A 17,995-nucleotide genomic window follows, 5' to 3' on the forward strand; every position below is an offset into this window, starting at 1 on the left:
AAAAGCCCCTTCAGTGAGTCGAAAACGTTGACCCCGACCCGCAAGTTTGACGGCATCATTGGGTTCTTTCGCGACGTGCTGCAAACGTTACCGGACAAGCGCACGGGAAAGAACACGCGGTACAGCATGGAAGACGCAGCATTAAGCGCGTTCAGCGTGTTCTTTACGCAAAGCCCGTCGTTCTTGTCGTATCAGCGGACGATGGCAGACACAAAAGGAAAAAGCAACGCCCAGAGCTTGTTTGGGGTACATCAAATCCCGTGCGACAACCAAATTCGGGAGTTGCTGGATGGGGTGGAACCGCAATGCGTTTTTCCAGTGTTTGAGGAAATTCTGCGGGTGCTGGACGAAACCGAACACTTGAACGAGTTGCGGGCGGTTCAGGACACCCTGTTGGTCGCAATGGATGGGGTGGAGTACTTCAGTTCCCACACGATTGCGTGTCCTCAGTGTTCGACGCAAACGGCGAAAGATGGGACAGTGCGGTACTTCCACGCTGCGGTCACGCCCGTCGTCGTTAGCCCAGGACATTCGACGGTGCTGCCGTTAGCGCCGGAGTTCATCGTGCCGCAAGATGGACACCACAAGCAGGATTGTGAGATCGCAGCGGCAAAACGCTGGTTGACCCAATAGACCTCCTGCACGAATCCTGATCACAGATTTGAACTCCTGAAAAGAGGACTAGATGCCACTCAGGAGACTGATCAAATGTACGATCGCATTCAACACCTGCCACCAAAATCGTTCAAACGCAAGTGCGGAGTGAAGCGTGAAACCTTCGAGAAAATGGTTGAAATTCTCAAACCCAAGCTGATCCGAAAAGGCAAACGAGGCGGACAAGGCAAGTTTGGAGTCGAAGATCAACTCTTGATTGCGATGGAATATTGGCGCGAGTATCGGACTCAGTTCCACATCGGACAAAGTTGGGGGATTCATGAAACGACCGTGGGGCGCATTGTGCGGAAAGTTGAGAACAGTTTGATTCGGTCGGGCGAATTTCGGCTTCCGGGCAAGAAGGCGCTGCACTCGCCTGATGCAGGGTGGAACCTCCTGTTAGTTGATGTCAGCGAAAGTCCGATTGAACGTCCAAAAAAAAACAGCGACCTTACTACAGTGGTAAGCAAAAATGGCACACACTAAAAGCGCAAGTCGTCGTAGACTATTTCAGCGGTCAAATTGTCTGCACCGCATTTGGCAAAGGGCGCAAGCATGATTTCCGCTTGTTCAAGGACTCGCAGTTGCCGACCCAACTTGAGCAACTCTGGGTGGCAGACCGAGGCTATCAAGGCATCGCCAGACTTCATGCTTACAGTTGTACGCCCTACAAAAAATCGCGCAAGCGTCCGCTCTCCAAGCAAGAACGTCAGTTTAATCGACAATTAGCGCAAGTTCGTATCACGGTGGAGCATACCTTTCGCAAGTTGAAGATTTTTCGCATCTTATCGGAGCGCTACCGTAACCGTCGCAGGCGATTTGGGCTACGGTTCAACTTGATCGCAGGCTTGCTGAACTATGAGCTTGCTCATCCAATTTGATTCGTGCAGGAGGTCTAATATGCCGAGACGTATCGTTCGCATCGAATCACGGTCTTGGGCGATGACCTCTACTGTCACGAACCGTTCGCTCAGGATCTGTTGCGCGAGTCGTTTCATTTCATTCTGGTCTGCCGTCCCGACTCGCACAAAACCCTGTATGAGCATTTGGAGGGCATTGCCTTGCCTACGGTCGAGCGCAACCGCTGGACTGGAAAAACCGAGGAAACTTATACCTATCGCTATCTCAATCAAGTGCCGTTGCGCGACGACGATGAGGCGCTGTTGGTCAACTGGTGCGAACTGACGATCACTCGTGCTGACGGCAAGCAACTCTACAAAAATGCCTTTGCCACGGATCATCTCATCACTGACGAAACAGTCGAAGCAATCGTTGAATCGGGTCGCACTCGTTGGAAAGTAGAAAACGAAAATAACAACACCCTTAAAACCAAGGGCTACAACCTAGAACACAATTTTGGGCATGGCAAACAGCATCTTGCCTCACTGCTGGCGACTTTCAATCTCTTGTCGCTGCTGTTTCATACGCTGCTGGACTTACTCGATGACAAGTACCGCTTGTTACGGCAACATTTGCCCACGCGCAAAACGTTCTTCGACGATCTGCGTGCCTTAACTCGCTACTTATTGTTCGAGAATTGGGATCATTTGCTGACCTTTATGATTGAAGGACTGGAGTTAGAAGTCCCGCCCAACTCCAGTTGATTTTTCATAATGAGAATTGCTGGCAATTGGGTGACTTCAAACAGATTGTGGATGACCACTGTACAAGAGAAGCGTTGAAAGAGCAGAAGTTTGATGCTGCATGTCTACTCTTACGATCAGCAACGCTCGTTTGGGAAAAAGATGAATCGCTAGAGCGCCAGCATCAAAAGCGAATCAAACGGCAATCCAACGGTGAAGGCTCTGATGAGACAATTCCACCGTGGTTAACTCATCGCTTGTCGTTGCACTGCGCGATCGACGATGAAGTGATGACTGTCGAAGGCATTCAAGACGTTCTACAACGAAAGCTTGAACCAACCATCAAAACGTTGAAGACCCTGAAGAAAAATCGAAGAGAACTGCTGAAGGTGGCAGAAAGCGAGGCGCACTCAAAACCAGCGGAGGGCGACGTTCAATCGCGATCGCCAAAAACACCTCGGAAGACCACTCAAAAGAAGGAGCAGAAAGCACTATCAAAGACAGAAGAAAAGACGCTCAAGCAGCAGATCGACGATCAGCAATCGAGAATCGCGGCGGCAAAAACAAGGCTGCGATACCTCCATCAAGCTCCTCCTAATCGCCCACGCAAGCCGATCAATCAGAGGCAAGACCATCTCACGATGGGAATCAGTTTCGGACGCAAAGATCCGATCGCACTCGCGACCATTGATAGTCGCAACGATTCAGTCGTGCTGGAGTGTTCGACCGAGACTCTCCTCGATATTGCAAATCAAGGCAGCACCTATCAACAAGTCACTCAACTGCACAAGCAGCATCAAGCGATCGTCGAAAAGCGATCTCAACGTCAAAAACGACAGCGATACGAAGAGCGTTCTTCAGAAGCAAACGCCAGAGAGTACACAGCACGGGTAATTGCATCCGCGATCGTGGAGTTAGCGATCGAACTTCAGGTTGGCAAGATCGTTTTGCCTAACTTAGATGGGATTCGTGAACGGGTGGAAGCAATGATTCGTGTGGAGGCTGAAGCGGCTCATCCCCATCATGTTGAAGCACAGAATCAGTACTGTAAGGACATCCGAGCGAGTTACCATCGCTGGAACTATGGTCAGCTTGCAACCGCGATCCAGCGTCGATCGGCAAAATCCGAGCTTCCAATTCGCTTTGTGTCTCAGCCTGTCGCTGAATCGATGCTAACGATCGCAGCGTCAATGGCAAGATTGACCGATCAAAACCAGGAGCAGACCGCCTGATTTGAAAGAGGCACACATCTCTAAACAGAACCAAGAAAACTGCATACAGCTTGCCAAGCTTGGTGTTTTCATGGTAGACAAAAACTGGGTCGTTTTCGTGCTTTCCGTCCCTGTACGTCGCTTGCCGTTCAACCGAGGTTCATTTAATTGTGAATGAATTAGATTCCCATCTCACGTCGGAAGAACCCTGCCAAGGAGTTTCGGCTACCTTGGTACGGGGGTATACTGGCTTGCGGCTCAAAACGCGCCACATGGCTTGAGCCTATCTCTCATCATATCTGACAAACCGAAGCGGGAGCAAAATTCCTGGGAGGTTTGGCGAAGTGATTGAACTGCTAATGTAACGTTCGATCTCTCTGATTCTACCAATTGAAAACCTTTGATTCTGGGCAATTTCAGCCGAAGTTTAATGAATCGATCGAGGATTGGCAAAACGCAAGCAGAATCGCAAGTGATGTCAGGGATTGAGCATGCTAGGGTTTCTGTGGAAATCTTGGTCATGCACAGGCTGAAAGATTGCTGCTAATCTGCATGTCGTAGGCTTCTGCCAAGGTTTTTGTGGAAATCTTGGTCATGCACAGGCTGAAAGGCTTACATTCCAGAACAGTCCGTACTACCCACGCCCGTTTCCGTAGAAATTTTGGTCATGCACAGGCTGAAAGTAGCGTCTCGAACTTCAGCTTCAGAGCTAACGGGTTTTCGTGGAAATCTTGGTCATGCACAGGCTGAAAGATTGGCATGATAGAGGTCAAGAAGACGGTCGCAAGTTTCCGGCGCGATTCTGGTTGTGAACAGACTGAGATGATGATTTTTGAGATAGGTTGAAAGGACTGCCTGACCCTGGGCAATACGAGTTTGGCATTTACCAAGATGACGGGCTACTCGATCGTCCTAGTTCACAAGGTTTTGAGCAAATAAATGGTTAAAAAGTTGCAAGTCGTTTCTAATTTAGATTGAAAAAGTGCAGCAAAGCCTAAAATCCTCTTGGTGCTTGATTTTGAGCAAATAAATGGTTAAAAAGTTGCAAATAAATGGTTAATTGCCAACAACAAACATAAAAAATTGCCTGACTCTTAAAAGCCCCCAGAGTCAGGCAGTCTACCTGTAAGGACGCTCTTGACCGGATACGCTAAACAAACTTAGTTGCCCCCTAGTTGCTTAGTTTTTCCGAGTGCGTTCCTCAGATTTGAATCTATTCTCAGTTACACACCGACCGAATCCCCTCGCAAAAAGTACTTATTTTTACGTCAACCAAAAGTCGAATGCGCGATCGCTCTCCGTGATTTCTCCCTGCACACTGACTGAAAATCGGCTCAATCCAGGCGGTCTTCGTCGAGAGCGGATAAAATTGAAGGACTTCTGGTTTATCGATCGATTTATGCTCGTTCCTCTTAGCCGTAAAAAGTTTGAAGATCTGATCCCGTTTGTGGGAACTGGCGCTCAGTATAAGTATTGCTGGGGAAAGTTTCCAGATGTTCTTAGACGAGTTTTGATCTCGATTTCAGCGTTGGCAGTGGTGCTGCTGATTCGGGTGTTCTTCGGAACTGGGGAACTCCAGGACGTTTTACAGGCGGTGACATTCTTTATTTCGCTGTTTGCGTTGGTGTATTGGTTGTGGAGTCCGGCAGTTCAGGCAGCGCTCAAAAATGCCGAGTGTCGGCGCTATAAGTATGCGGGATTTTTCCGGGGTGAAGTGTTTGACGTGTTCGTTACGGATGAAGTCGTCAGTACTCAGGAGAGCGTGAATAATCGGGGCGATTTGGTGGTGACGGAGAATCGCGAACGGCGGATTAATGTCGAGGTCGGAGATGAATCGGGGTTTGCCACGCGGATTCAAGTGCCACTGAAACGGGAACACCAAGCGATTCGGATCGGGGATACGGCGGAAATGGTGGTGATGTCCGATCGACCGGATTTAAGCCGAATTGCGAAAGTCAGCGATGTATTTGTGAGTCGGGTTGGGGTTTGGGTGAGCGATTATCCGTATTTGCGGCGGGATGAATTTGAGTCGGTGAGTCGGAAATTGGTCGCGATCGAGGTTGAGGATGAGTACGAAGAGCGTCCTCGACGGGCAGAGCGCTATGAGGAACAGTTTGAGGAACCGCCTGTGAGGAAGCGGATTCCAAAATCGAAGCGTCGATCGCGCAGATAAGCAAGGGGTGTGAGGGATGTAGAATTTTTCCTCACACCTATTTTTTAATTGACGTTCGTTCCACCGTAAGCTTGCCAAGCAAGATCAACCAGTGCATTGACGATCGCTGCTGCGACAACGGCACTGCCTTTTCTGCCTTGGGTACGGATATTTGGAACCAGTGAATCACTCAATTGCGCTTTAGCCGTTTCGACATCTAGAAATCCGGAGGGAGTGGCTACGACTAAAGTAGGCTTAATTTCTTCGGCTTGAATGAGGGCAGAAAGGGTCATCAATGCGGTTTGAGATTGACCGACGACGAAGATTCCTTCGGGGTAGCGTTTTGCTAAGGTTTCGATTCCCCAGGCTGCGCGAGTTTTTTCTTTTTGGGGACGGGTAATCGTCTCCATGCTGCAATAGATTGGATTGGCGAAGGTGTTTTGGATATTGGTATTGATGCCAACTTGAACCATTGGGACATCGACAATGATTGTGGTTCGAGCCGCGAGGGCTGCTGCACCGGATTGTAGGGCGAGATCAGAGAAGTGAATCAGAGATTTGTAGTCGAAGTCTGCTGTAGCGTATATGGCGCGGCGAACGATTTCGTATTCAGCCGGGGAAAGTGTGTGATCGCCTACTTCTCGATCGATGATTGCCAAACTTTGTGCGTCGGTCGGATGCCACTCCATAAGCGTTAACCGTGAAGGTGAATGATTTTATGTTACTTTTTTTACATTAATTCGGAGCTTTTTCAGTGTACTCGGATTTCGCGAAATTGCATGGCAAAATCAAAGGATTGCCATTGCTGAAAGCTTATGATTTTCGATGCGCGTCACTACTGGATTAGAAATGCTCATGTGCCTGCTTCGATCGTAGTGAATGGGAATAAATGGACGAGTCGAAAATCCCCCAATGATAATTTGCTGCACGTCGATTTAGAGATTGTCGATGGGGCGATTTCGGCAATTTTGGCAGCGGGAACGTATCAGAATTATGCGTTTCCGTCGATCGATTTGCAGGGTGGAATGGTTTGGGCGTGTTTTGTCGATTTGCACACGCATTTAGATAAAGGTCATATTTGGGGACGGGCTGCAAATCCTGATGGAACATTCGACAGTGCATTGATGGCAGTTCGGAAAGATTTTGAAAAAAATTGGACTGCTGAAGATGTCTATCGTCGGATGGAATTTGGTTTGAAATGTAGTTATGCTCACGGAACGAAAGCAATTCGGACTCATTTGGATTCGGCAGGAAAACAGGGCGCGATTAGTTTTGAGGTGTTTCGGGAACTGCGGGAAAAATGGGCAGATCGAATGATTTTGCAAGCAGTTTGTTTAGTTTCATTGGATTATTTCTTAACACCTGAAGGAGAAAAACTTGCGGATCTCGTTGCAGAATCAGATGGAATTTTAGGCGGAGTAACCTTTATTAATCCAGAGATCGATCAGCAGATCGATCGCGTTTTTTCAATGGCGAAAGAACGCAAGCTAAATTTAGATTTTCATGCTGATGAAAATGATGATCCGAACTCAGATACATTACGCCGAGTTGCGGAAACTGCGATTCGACAAAAGTATCGTGGGAAAACGGTTTGCGGGCATTGTTGTAGTTTGGCTGTTCAGGAAGAAAGCGAGGCGGAAAATACGATCGCACTCGTGAAAAAAGCAGGAATCGGGATTGTTAGCCTGCCAATGTGCAATCTTTATCTACAGGGCAGACGACCCGGAAAAACTCCGAGATGGCGCGGTGTGACGTTATTACACGAGTTAAAACAAGCGAAAGTTCCAGTTGCGATCGCGTCGGATAATTGCCGCGATCCGTTTCATGCCTATGGCGATCATGATGCGTTAGAAGTGTTTAGCCAATCCGTGAAAATTGCTCAGTTAGATCATCCATTTGGGGATTGGGCGAATGCGGTTACGTCCACGCCTGCGGATTTAATGGGATTGCCGAATGTGGGACGAATTGGGGTGGGATTGCCAGCGGATTTGGTGTTATTTAAGGCGCGGAACTATCGGGAATTGTTATCGAGATCGCAGCACGATCGAATTGTCCTGAGAGACGGGAAAGCGATCGATACAACTTTGCCGAGTTATGCCGAACTAGATGATTTACTCGAAAAATAGAGAAAGTTATAGAATGGGAACAAATCTTAGGCTCATCGACTTTTGGAGGAGATGCAGCAAATGACAGAGCAGCAGCAAATTCTTGAATACATTGAAGCGCTTCCGGGTGAATCGGTAAAAGCGATCGTGCGGGAATGGGTGAAACAGCCTGATGCGACGTTAAACAATCTGCGACAACTTGCAGAAGCCGCACATCGTCACAAAGATATCGATACAACGGTTGGATTTCCGAATCTGACCGAAGACGAAATTTTAGAAGAATGCGAAGCCCGCCTGATACAACATTCTCAAAATCAGCGCGGCATTCCTCACGATCAGGTAGCGCAATGGCTTCAGAGCCTCAGTAGTGATGATCCATTGCCATGTCCCAAGTCACTTGGCTAGAGCAAGCTCTAAGCGACATTCAGAGGCATATTGAAGCTTTACAGCAGAGTTCACCGGATGCGGTTAGCGAGTTTGCTGATGTAATTATCACTGCGGGGAACAGTCTTGCAACCTTTCCAAAGCGATATCCAGTAGTGCGTCAGAATTCCGTGATTAGAAGAATGCCTGTTCCATTTGGAAAATATGGCTATTGTCTCTACTATGTCGTGAGTGACGATGATGTGCTAGTTCTACAAGTGATGCACGGGCGAGAACTTAGTCCCTATTAATGAAGCCTGTCATCGTGTGCGAATTTGTCGGTAAACTTGTTAAGCTAATCGGATTATTGATGATATGGGTATTCAAGCGACTCGCGGAACACGAGATATTTTGCCGGAAGAGATCGGCAACTGGCAACGAATTGAAGCGATCGCTCGTGAAACATTATCACGCGCCGCTTATCAGGAAATTCGGACACCGATTTTTGAGCAGACCGATTTATTTGAACGAGGCATTGGGGAAACAACCGATGTCGTTGGGAAAGAGATGTATACGTTCAAAGATCGGGGCGATCGATCAATTACGCTCAGACCAGAAGGAACGGCGGGAGTGGTGCGATCGTATATCGAGCACGGAATGCAGGCTCAGGGCGGAGTTGCCAGGTTGTGGTACACAGGAGCCATGTTTCGGTATGAGCGTCCCCAAGCAGGTCGGCAGCGACAGTTCCATCAATTAGGGGTGGAGGTTTTAGGAAGTGGGGATGTGAGAGCGGATGTGGAAGCGATCGCGATCTCTACCGATATTCTGCAAGCGATCGGATTGAAAGATCTTACCTTGCAATTGAACTCGATCGGGAACGCAGACGATCGACAAAACTATCGCACTGCATTAATTGACTATCTCACTCCGTTCAAAGATAAGCTTGATCCGGATTCTCAAACGCGACTAACTAAGAATCCGCTGAGGATTTTGGACTCTAAAGATGCACAGACGCAAACAATCTTAGAAAATGCGCCAAGTATTTTAGAGTATTTGAGTGCAGAATCGAAAGAGAGATTCGATCGTGTTCAAGCTTTACTGCAAGATTTGGGAATTCCTTGCAATATCAATGCGCGATTAGTTCGGGGCTTGGACTATTACACGCATACTGTTTTTGAGATTCAGTCGGACAACTTAGGCGCACAGGCGACCGTTTGCGCGGGTGGACGGTATGACGGATTAGTTTCGCAGTTGGGCGGAGCGGAAACACCAGCGATCGGGTGGGCAATGGGATTAGAACGATTGGTGATTTTGTTGCAGCAACTAGAGCAAAATCGACAAAGCACAATTGATTTCTATGTTGTTTCTCGTGGAGAGAAAGCAGAAGCACAAGCATTAAAGCTGGCTCAAGCAATGCGGCGGAATGGATTTGCAACTGAGCTAGATATGAGTGGGAGTGCGTTTGGAAAGCAATTCAAACGGGCGGATCGTTCTGGTGCGAAAGCTTGCTTAGTTCTGGGAGATGCGGAAGCTGAAAATGGAACAGTGCAGATTAAATGGTTAAAGAGCGGGGAACAAAGCGCGATCGCACAATCTGAACTGCTGGAGAATGTCGATCGACTCAGGCAACAACTTTCAGAAAGTTAGTCTCGTTGCGTTCGTGGATTGTTCGTTTACCCGCTATCTCGCCCGGAAATGAATCTCCGGGCTAATTGAAGAAACCCCTCTAAAGAGGGCTGAAACTGCCTCTTAGGGGGCTTCAGTCTCCTTTCGTTCAGTAGGAAGTAAACGCTCCGGGCGGACTCCATCGCAGCAATCAACTCTCATACACAAAATTTCGGACAAACTCACCTCACCCGTTTGCGGAACTATCCAGTCTAGTGATGTATCTCTGAAATAGAGAGCTATGCAATCTTCAATTCGCCTCACTTAGAATTGAAATTCCTTCTCCTGCGTCTGCCGTTGATTAATGTATTGCGATTCGGATTGAGAAACTTACATTACAGCGCCATTCCAAATTCCTGAAATTCATCACCACAGTTTCGCAAACATGGCTAACTTAAAATTCTTTGCCGGGATTGGCACTGCTCTGATCCTCAGTAGTTGTGCAGCTTTGAATACAGTTGCACAAAATACAGTCGCACAAACTCCAGCAGCAAAACCAGCTAAAAATAATCTGATTGGGCTTTTTATTGTTAAACGGGACAATCTGAAGCAGCAATATCGAGGAGAAATTTTCCCGATCGCACGTTACAACAATGGACGTTACACCGATGCGAGTGTTGATGTCACGCTGGATATGCGACAAAACGCGAACGAGGCTGAAATCGTCAAACGCAATGCAGCGAAAAGCGTTTTGAACACCAAGCCGACTTTTAATGCACTCAATTCTCAAGGCGGTTCAATCGGTAAATTCAGCGTCGATCGATTAGGAATCGGTCAGTTTGCTTGTTCATCGGTTTTGATTGGACGTGGCAAATTGACCGGGCAACCGAGTGTTCAAGCTGCATTTAACCAGCTTCCAACCTTAAGTGAAAGGCAATTGCGTGGTGTCTCGAACGGTCGCGAGTTTGATGAAACTTGGCGATCGACAATCGCAACCCAACTGACTCCAACTGCTGCTCCTGCACTCAAAGTCACTACGCCTCAATTCGATCAATATCGCAAAGATCTCCTGCGGATTGGAACAAGTGAAATTGCGAAAATTAAAGAGGCGCAAGCCGTTCAAGGATCGGTCGAGTTGATTGATGCACAGGTGTTTGATCTCGATCGAGATGGTAAACATGAAGTGTATGGCAAACTGCGGAAAGCTCCTGCAACTCCAGTGAAACCTCCTGTCGATCGAGCGATCGTCACCTCGATTTATGCCAATGTTTGGTTGGGGTACGCTGCACCCCAAGCGAAAGTGCTATCAACTCAGGTCGTGCCTTACTATGTTCCTTCGGGTGAAGTTGCAAGAGCTTATCAGGTGCTTGGTACAATTGATGCAAATGGTGACGGTAAACAAGAAGTGCTGATTCAGAACAATGGTTATGAGTCGATTACTTTCAGCATTCATGAACTGCAAAACAATCAGCTTAAACCTGTGTTTACGGGTGCGGGTTACGGGTGTTAGGCATATGTCTAAAATCCGGTGACAACGAGAGTTTAGTGTAGAGCGGGTTTGCGGATGAATAAACAGATCAAACTTCGCAAACCCGAACATTGCTCAAACGGGATGAATGCGATCGCATTCAGAATTCTTCGGGACCTGGATTTGCAATGCAGAATAATTTGTTGGCATAAAAGCAAGCCAATTGAACAGAAATCATGTTCCCACAAATTCTGCTGTTGTCTATCACCGTTCATAGAGTAAGGCTGCTAGTTAATGTTCCCTAACGTCATAACGGTTCCAATCAGCGGCGACGAGAAAGCTGGAAACGAAGCGCGAAAACTTTGCTCGTCCGCTGCATTGGGGTTGTTATGGCGTGTCCTCACGACTAACTTCCCGTAGGATCGACCCACTCAATTTTGTGTCGGGTTATCTATCTGCTGTTGAAGTTGCTGTAACTCTTCAATTGACAGCCCTGTGATACGAGCGACAATTGCGATCGGTAAGCCTTCACGTAAAGAGTTAGTAGCAATCTCTCTCTGTTTCTTGACCTCGCCCTCCGCGAGGATTGATCGATAAACCGTAGACTCTTGCATAATGTCCCTCCGCAATACCCGATAAATGATCTCGTCTTCCAATTTTAACCCAGCTAAAATCCCTGACGCTGCCATCAAATTTGCCTGAGTTTGAGAATCGCTAATCTGATCCACTTTCTGGGCAGCTTGGCGCAATGTCTCCTCGGCATCTGCACTCTGCCCTAGAACTGCAAAGGGAATCAGCCCAGGATATTGCAAGAACAGTGAAGCAGGTTGCTCCCACAAGCGAATCACATCAAACTCATGCCGAGTGCGTTCCATCGTGAAGCTCGTCTGATAAACCAAAGGGGATGCGGTCTGCTTCAGATAAATGACTACTTGGTGCATCGGCTTGGTCGAATCTCTTCGGTATCCGCGCAACCGATAATCTGTCACGCGAAATGGAATATTGTCTTTCGGAAGCGTCTGAAACTCGATGTGCAAGATGGCTTCGTCTGATTCGAGGAAAATCAAGGCATCAGCCCGAATTGGATCAAGGGAGAGTTCAGAGGGTTGGAGTTCTGTCATGGTGACAGGTGTTCCCATGAGCCAACTGGCGAAGTCAGCGGAGAAATGTTCAGCGAGGAATCGGCAGGTATCGTCGTACATAGAAACAGTAAGATTGTACGCCCTATGAGCCGATTTAGGTTTGAGAGAATCTAAAGTTTGATTAACGCTCGTATATTGCTTCTAGTCGAATTAGTTATCGAGCAATTGCGGTCAATGCCTCAATGTAAGTGAACTGTTTTATTGCAGCGCTGCCACATTGGGCATATTCGATCTTCAAACGGCGACCTGGAACCATGATTACTGGTATCCAACTAGCTGTAACGTTAGCAATGTCTTTATCAAGATAAATTTTTACTTGAACACCCTTTTCATCAATTAAATAGAAATGAGGCGGTTCGCTTCCACTGTATAGGTCATCCTGCCCAGCTTCAACCAGAGTCATTATGTGACTATTGCCTTCTGGGTAACAACCTGATGCAGTTCCAAACTCTGACGAAAATAATTCTTGTGCTGTTAATGCTGGTGCTGCTATATCAGGAGGAGGAGAAGGAAATCCAGAATTTGTGTGGTTAATCGTTGTATTGTTGTTAGTCGTATTGTTTGTAATGCTGTTATTATTACCAACTTGAACATTGCTATTAGGTGCATTTATATTTGGAGTGGCATTACTTTTAGTAACTTGCTGTGTACTAGATTGTGTATTAGAAGGAGCAAGAATGGTATATCCAAGCGCAATCATTCCTGCCAAACCTGCAAGAACACTTACTGCTACGACTACAGGATGGTCTCCCCAATTTTTCCACGTCATGTCCTGCCTCGCGACATACGCCAATCTTGAGCCAATTTAACTTTGAACACTAGAAGACACACCTTCATCGAAATTTTATCAAAAATTGAACGGCATAACTATTATTTCTTCTGATTAGAACTTCTCTATCGGAATAATATGCTTCCGCAAGGAATTATCTGGTTTGGAATCGGCATAAGTCCCTATTCTTTAGGATTTATACCAATTCTAAACCGGATAACTTCTCAATATGAGCAATTATACAGAGTGGGTCTGCCGTTCCTTGCTCTTACTTGGAAGAAAAATCTCTTCTCTATTCCACAAAATCCTCAGTGTTCTCAATTATAAATTGAGCCATTTCGTTAAAGTCTGGAACTGAGCTAACTTTGAAAAAAGACCCAGTTCACGATCGAATAAAAGCTTGAGTCTCAAAACCCGCTCAATCTCTATCCGCAGCATCAACTCGTGATCATTCATCGAAACATCACCGTAAATTCTGCCTGAAAAAATCCCGCCTTCCATAAAGAAAACGGGATCAAAATTGAAGTGTCAACTCAACCTAAACCGTCTGCTTCTCACGCGCTAAGAACTTCTCCAATTCAGTCAGCGCATCCGCATCCACTTTTGTTTGCATTGGGCAGAATTTAGGTCCGCACATCGAGCAGAATTCAGCCGTTTTGTAGATATCAGCAGGTAACGTTTCATCGTGGTACTCTTTAGCGCGTTCTGGATCAAGCGACAGTTCAAATTGCTTGTTCCAGTCGAAGTTGTATCGTGCTTTCGACAGTTCATCATCTCGATCGCGTGCCCCCGGTCGATGCCGCGCAATGTCCGCCGCGTGTGCAGCAATCTTGTACGCGATCAATCCGTTGCGAACATCTTCAGCATTCGGTAGTCCTAAATGTTCTTTTGGCGTGACATAGCAGAGCATTGCAGTTCCGTACCAACCTGCCATCGCAGCCCCGATCGCAGAAGTAATGTGATCATATCCAGGAGCAATGTCAGTCACAAGCGGACCCAACACATAGAAAGGTGCTTCAGAACACTCTTCCATTTGCTTACGAACATTGAACTCGATTTGATCCATTGGAACATGTCCAGGACCTTCGACCATCACTTGCACATTGTGTTCCCAAGCTCTGCGAGTCAGTTGTCCTAAAGTTTTAAGTTCGGAAAGTTGAGCTTCGTCAGAGGCATCGTGAGTACAACCCGGACGGAGAGAATCGCCTAGGCTAAAGGACACATCATATCTTTTGAAGATTTCAATGATGTCATCGAAGTGCGTATAGAGTGGATTTTGCTTGTGATGATGCAACATCCAGCGAGCAATGATACCGCCACCGCGAGAGACAATTCCAGTAAGGCGCGATCGCACCAACGGCAAGTATTCGATCAACAACCCAGCATGAATTGTCATGTAATCGACTCCTTGCTGAGCATGTTTCTCAATCACATGCAGAAAATCATCAGGAGTCAAACTTTCGAGATTGCCGTGAACACTTTCGAGAACTTGATAAATCGGAACCGTTCCGATCGGAACTGGAGAAGCTTTGATAATCGCCGTCCGAATCTCATCCAAGTTGCCGCCACCTGTGGACAAATCCATCACGGTATCTGCGCCATATTTCACCGCTAATTGCAGCTTGGCAACTTCTTCACTCAGATCGGAAGAATTGGGCGAAGCACCGATGTTGGCGTTGACCTTACACTTGGAGGCAATCCCGATCGCCATCGGTTCCAGATTCGGGTGATTGATGTTTGCTGGAATGATCATTCGACCCCGCGCAACTTCATCGCGAATCAATTCAACTGGGAGATTTTCCCGTTGGGCGACATAGTGCATCTCTTCAGTGATTACACCATTTCGGGCATAGTGCATCTGAGAAACGTTGTCCTGCCCTTGACGTTTGGCAATCCAATCTGTCCGCATAAATTTTTCCTCTAATAAGTCGCTTCCCTTCGCTGGCATTACCCAGTCTCAGGTTCTAAGGGTTTGTTCTCAGCCCATGTGGACACCCCTAGCTTGATTGCTTATGGTATCAGGTTGGCGACAAAAATACTCAACTTGTACAGTTCGTTGCTGATGTAAAAAGATTGATGTCGAAGTGCGATCGCTAATTTACTCGAATCGAAGTTTCCGGCAGATTCGCCAAGCCCCATTTAATGATTGATCTCAACACAGGACGCAAGCTCTCGCCTTGCTCAGTGAGTTGATAGTTCATTCTGCGCGAATGATTGCTATAGGGTTGTTTTTCGATCAGTTCTAGTTCTTCAAGTTTACGGAGTCGATCGCTCAAAATATTGGTCAAATGCCTTCAGGAGATTCAACAAATTCCACACTGACCTAATTCCATTACAGATTTTGAAACGTTTACAAATCTCTACCGCTGGCTAGGTGAATTTTCCCGGTCGAGATTCTATAAGTACGATAGGTAAGCTGTGACTTGATGGAAGCCGTTGTTTTGGTGTAATTGGAGTTACTGATTTCTCGTCCATCGAGTCGCGTGAAGTGAGTCAAACTCTAGCCACTTGGTGGAACGTTGTTATGAATCAACTGATTTCAACTGTTTTGCAAAACTCTGAAGAAAAAGCAGTTCTTCAGCACATCATCGATCGATTTCGTCGATCGGATCAGCGATACATTCTAAAAAATGACATTCTCCAAGCTTTTGCTGAATACTGCCAAGAAACTCGCAAACCTGCACACTTTCTACACGCTTCACATCTAGCACATCTGATTCAGTACAGTCACGAACTGTTACTCGAAGACGATCGCGTTTGGGTAATTCTGCGATCGTGGATTGGCAGTCAGGAAATTTGGGCACTCGATTCTGCACTGACTGAATGTGAGGTGATGCCGCCAAAAGCCTTGCTCGAAGCTCGCGATCGCTTTGTGGGTCGTCCCCAAGCCAATTTATTCGAGATCGATGTTACTCCTTTCTATGAGGGAAGTCCGACGATCAATGATCCGCGCAACATTGGTGAGGGTGTTGGCTTTTTGAATCGCTATCTTACCAATCAAGTGATTGACGATCGCGATTATTGGTTGAACATTCTGTTTGATGTGCTAAATCGACATCAGTATGATGGCATTCCATTGTTAACCAACACTCAGATTCAGTCTGGGGAACAGTTAGCGAAGCAGATTAAACAAGCCATTCAAATTCTCCGATCGCGCCCTGCTGAAGAGCCGTATGAAAAAAGTCATCTAGAGTTACAAACGCTCGGATTTGAGCCTGGATGGGGCAACACAGCGGAACGTGCACGAGAAATGATGGAATTGTTGGATCAAATGATCGCAACGCCTCAAAGCGCGATTCTGGAGGCATTTGTTGCACGATTTCCTTCCGTGTTCCGAGTTGTATCTATTTCGATTCATGGTTGGGTTGGGCAGGAGGAATTAGGACGACCGGAAACCCTTGGACAAGTGGCGTATGTGCTGGATCAGGCACGCAACCTCGATCGACAATTGCACGAGAACATTGAACTGGCTGGATTGAACATTCTCAACATTCAGCCTCAAGTTATTGTTCTGACTCGATTGATTCCGAACTGTGAAGGAACTAGCTGCGCCTTGCCGTTTGAAAAGATCGATGACACGGAAAATGCTTGGATTCTGCGGGTTCCATTCCGAGAATTTAATCCGAAGGTCACAGACAATTGGATTTCTAAATTTGATATCTGGGGCTATTTGGAGACTTATGCGATCGATGCCCAAGCTCGACTACTTCAGCAAATGGGCAGTAAGCCTGATCTGATTATTGGAAACTACAGTGATGGAAACTTAGTTGCAGCATTGATGGCACGTCAGCTTAACGTGACGCATTGCAACATTGCTCACTCACTCGAAAAGCCAAAACATCTATTTAGTAACCTGTACTGGCAAGATCTAGAACCGCAGTATCATTTTTCCGCGCAATTTACCGCAGATTTAATCAGCATGAATGCGGCTGATTTTATTGTCACTTCGTCGTATCAAGAGATCGTGGGTTCTCCGGAGACGATCGGGCAGTACGAATCTTATAAGTGTTTCACCATGCCGCAGCTTTATCATGTGACCAACGGAATTGAATTGTTTAATCCGAAATTCAATCGCGTTTCCCCCGGAGTGGATGAGCGGGTCTTTTTCCCGTATACAAATCCGCGATCGACCCAAGACCGCGATCGCATTTCGGATCTGATTTTCGAGCAAGAATCTCCGACCATTTTTGGCAAGCTTGCTGATCCCCAACGCATTCCTCTGCTTGCGGTTGCGCCATTGACCGCTGTGAAGAATTTATCGGGACTCGTGGAATGTTTTGGTCGGAGTCCCGAACTTCAGCAGCGTTGTAATTTAATCCTTGTCACTAATAAACTTCGCGTTGAAGAAGCCATTAACGCACCCGAAGCCGAAGAGATTGAAAAATTACACCGTCTCATTGACCATTACCAATTGCACGATCAAATTCGTTGGATTGGCGAACGCCTGTCTAATCCTGATCTCGGTGAAATGTATCGCTGCATTGCCGATCGCCAAGGAATTTTTGTTCATTTTGCTCGATTTGAAGCATTTGGCAGAGTGTTGCTCGAAGCGATGATTTCTGGACTACCATCATTTGTAACTGCATTCGGAGGAACCACGGAGATTATCGAAGACGATAGACATGGATTTTTGATTAACCCTACGGATTTGGAGGGTTCGGCGCGGAAGATTCTAGAGTTCATCGATCGTGCCGAAGCTGACCCCGATTATTGGCAATTGATGTCAAATCGCAGCATTCACCGGATTCAAGATGAGTACAATTGGACACGACATACGCAGCGTCTTTTACTGCTGACCAAACTGTATAGTTTCTGGAACTATGTGCATCGTGATAGCCGAGAGTCTTTGCTGCACTATCTAGACGCTCTATTCCATCTGATTTACAAACCCAGAGCCGAACTGATTCTAGAACAACACCAAAACCAATAACTCCCGGAGTTTT

General features: G+C 46.8%; 14 protein-coding genes, 2 pseudogenes and 1 riboswitch. Of the genes and pseudogenes, 11 read left to right on the forward strand and 5 right to left on the reverse strand.

Annotated elements, in window-relative coordinates:
• Window positions 1-54: 54 nt before the first annotated feature.
• From ACQ4M5_RS19830 to ACQ4M5_RS19850, 5 genes and pseudogenes are all read left to right on the forward strand, one after another.
• Window positions 55-630, forward strand: a pseudogene (locus ACQ4M5_RS19830) (ISNCY-like element ISAtsp9 family transposase); the annotation flags it as partial.
• Between the two features lie 78 nt (window positions 631-708).
• A protein-coding gene (locus ACQ4M5_RS19835; RefSeq protein ID WP_430674732.1) for an IS5 family transposase occupies window positions 709-1,535 on the forward strand; the annotation gives its coding sequence in 2 pieces (ribosomal slippage) (window positions 709-1,096 and window positions 1,096-1,535; 828 coding nt in all).
• Window positions 1,536-1,568: 33 nt separating this feature from the next.
• Window positions 1,569-2,258 (forward strand): annotated as a pseudogene (locus ACQ4M5_RS19840) (ISNCY family transposase); the annotation flags it as partial.
• Between the two features lie 26 nt (window positions 2,259-2,284).
• On the forward strand, window positions 2,285-3,469 hold the full coding sequence (cas12k, locus tag ACQ4M5_RS19845) for a type V CRISPR-associated protein Cas12k (RefSeq protein WP_430677401.1): 1,185 nt from the start codon (window positions 2,285-2,287) through the stop codon (window positions 3,467-3,469).
• Between the two features lie 1,171 nt (window positions 3,470-4,640).
• Window positions 4,641-5,621: a phosphate ABC transporter permease gene (locus tag ACQ4M5_RS19850; protein ID WP_430677402.1), complete on the forward strand. Its 981-nt coding sequence runs from the start codon at window positions 4,641-4,643 to the stop codon at window positions 5,619-5,621.
• 44 nt (window positions 5,622-5,665) lie between these two features.
• Here ACQ4M5_RS19850 and ACQ4M5_RS19855 read toward each other — a convergent pair whose 3' ends face one another.
• On the reverse strand, window positions 5,666-6,289 hold the full coding sequence (locus ACQ4M5_RS19855) for a precorrin-8X methylmutase (protein ID WP_430677403.1): 624 nt from the start codon (window positions 6,287-6,289) through the stop codon (window positions 5,666-5,668).
• 126 nt (window positions 6,290-6,415) lie between these two features.
• Between ACQ4M5_RS19855 and ACQ4M5_RS19860 the strand changes: the two genes are divergently transcribed.
• From ACQ4M5_RS19860 to ACQ4M5_RS19880, 5 genes are all read left to right on the forward strand, one after another.
• Entirely contained in the window at window positions 6,416-7,726 is a 1,311-nt protein-coding gene (locus ACQ4M5_RS19860; RefSeq protein WP_430677405.1) for a cytosine deaminase, read from the forward strand.
• A 60-nt stretch (window positions 7,727-7,786) separates the two neighbouring features.
• Entirely contained in the window at window positions 7,787-8,110 is a 324-nt protein-coding gene (locus ACQ4M5_RS19865; RefSeq protein ID WP_430677406.1) for a hypothetical protein, read from the forward strand.
• Window positions 8,089-8,379 (forward strand): type II toxin-antitoxin system RelE/ParE family toxin, encoded by a 291-nt coding sequence (locus ACQ4M5_RS19870; protein WP_430677407.1) that lies wholly within the window; start codon window positions 8,089-8,091, stop codon window positions 8,377-8,379. The genes ACQ4M5_RS19865 and ACQ4M5_RS19870 overlap by 22 nt, the downstream gene beginning before the upstream one ends.
• 64 nt (window positions 8,380-8,443) lie before the next feature.
• The gene (hisS, locus tag ACQ4M5_RS19875) at window positions 8,444-9,715 is read left to right on the forward strand and encodes a histidine--tRNA ligase (RefSeq protein WP_430677408.1); all 1,272 of its coding nucleotides are present in this window, start codon (window positions 8,444-8,446) and stop codon (window positions 9,713-9,715) included.
• Between the two features lie 403 nt (window positions 9,716-10,118).
• Window positions 10,119-11,183, forward strand: a complete 1,065-nt coding sequence (locus tag ACQ4M5_RS19880) for a hypothetical protein (protein WP_430677409.1) — start codon at window positions 10,119-10,121, stop codon at window positions 11,181-11,183.
• 389 nt (window positions 11,184-11,572) lie between these two features.
• Here ACQ4M5_RS19880 and ACQ4M5_RS19885 read toward each other — a convergent pair whose 3' ends face one another.
• The 4 genes from ACQ4M5_RS19885 to ACQ4M5_RS19900 all read right to left on the reverse strand — a co-directional run bounded on the left by ACQ4M5_RS19885 (window position 11,573) and on the right by ACQ4M5_RS19900 (window position 15,340).
• Entirely contained in the window at window positions 11,573-12,343 is a 771-nt protein-coding gene (locus tag ACQ4M5_RS19885; RefSeq protein ID WP_430677410.1) for an Rpn family recombination-promoting nuclease/putative transposase, read from the reverse strand.
• A gap of 94 nt (window positions 12,344-12,437) precedes the next feature.
• The gene (locus ACQ4M5_RS19890) at window positions 12,438-13,052 is read right to left on the reverse strand and encodes a hypothetical protein (RefSeq protein ID WP_430677411.1); all 615 of its coding nucleotides are present in this window, start codon (window positions 13,050-13,052) and stop codon (window positions 12,438-12,440) included.
• A 538-nt stretch (window positions 13,053-13,590) separates the two neighbouring features.
• The gene (thiC, locus tag ACQ4M5_RS19895) at window positions 13,591-14,961 is read right to left on the reverse strand and encodes a phosphomethylpyrimidine synthase (RefSeq protein WP_430677412.1); all 1,371 of its coding nucleotides are present in this window, start codon (window positions 14,959-14,961) and stop codon (window positions 13,591-13,593) included.
• Between the two features lie 7 nt (window positions 14,962-14,968).
• Window positions 14,969-15,061, reverse strand: a riboswitch (TPP riboswitch).
• A gap of 84 nt (window positions 15,062-15,145) precedes the next feature.
• Window positions 15,146-15,340 carry a winged helix-turn-helix transcriptional regulator gene (locus ACQ4M5_RS19900; protein WP_430677413.1) on the reverse strand — a complete coding sequence of 65 codons (195 nt, stop codon included), beginning with the start codon at window positions 15,338-15,340 and terminating at the stop codon, window positions 15,146-15,148.
• 236 nt (window positions 15,341-15,576) lie between these two features.
• Here ACQ4M5_RS19900 and ACQ4M5_RS19905 point away from each other — a divergent pair, with 236 nt between their 5' ends.
• Window positions 15,577-17,982 carry a sucrose synthase gene (locus tag ACQ4M5_RS19905; RefSeq protein ID WP_430677414.1) on the forward strand — a complete coding sequence of 802 codons (2,406 nt, stop codon included), beginning with the start codon at window positions 15,577-15,579 and terminating at the stop codon, window positions 17,980-17,982.
• Window positions 17,983-17,995: the final 13 nt, after the last annotated feature.

Origin of the sequence: Leptolyngbya sp. AN10, from assembly GCF_050565645.1 — a bacterium.
Lineage (GTDB): Bacteria > Cyanobacteriota > Cyanobacteriia > Leptolyngbyales > Leptolyngbyaceae > Leptolyngbya.

Coding starts and splice junctions, on each gene's coding strand:
- ACQ4M5_RS19855 (WP_430677403.1), bottom strand. CDS start 6,289: ATGGAGTGGCATCCGACCGACGCACAAAGTTTGGCAATCATCGATCGA.
- ACQ4M5_RS19860 (WP_430677405.1), top strand. CDS start 6,416: ATGATTTTCGATGCGCGTCACTACTGGATTAGAAATGCTCATGTGCCT.
- ACQ4M5_RS19865 (WP_430677406.1), top strand. CDS start 7,787: ATGACAGAGCAGCAGCAAATTCTTGAATACATTGAAGCGCTTCCGGGT.
- ACQ4M5_RS19870 (WP_430677407.1), top strand. CDS start 8,089: ATGTCCCAAGTCACTTGGCTAGAGCAAGCTCTAAGCGACATTCAGAGG.
- hisS (WP_430677408.1), top strand. CDS start 8,444: ATGGGTATTCAAGCGACTCGCGGAACACGAGATATTTTGCCGGAAGAG.
- ACQ4M5_RS19880 (WP_430677409.1), top strand. CDS start 10,119: ATGGCTAACTTAAAATTCTTTGCCGGGATTGGCACTGCTCTGATCCTC.
- ACQ4M5_RS19885 (WP_430677410.1), bottom strand. CDS start 12,343: ATGTACGACGATACCTGCCGATTCCTCGCTGAACATTTCTCCGCTGAC.
- ACQ4M5_RS19890 (WP_430677411.1), bottom strand. CDS start 13,052: ATGACGTGGAAAAATTGGGGAGACCATCCTGTAGTCGTAGCAGTAAGT.
- thiC (WP_430677412.1), bottom strand. CDS start 14,961: ATGCGGACAGATTGGATTGCCAAACGTCAAGGGCAGGACAACGTTTCT.
- ACQ4M5_RS19905 (WP_430677414.1), top strand. CDS start 15,577: ATGAATCAACTGATTTCAACTGTTTTGCAAAACTCTGAAGAAAAAGCA.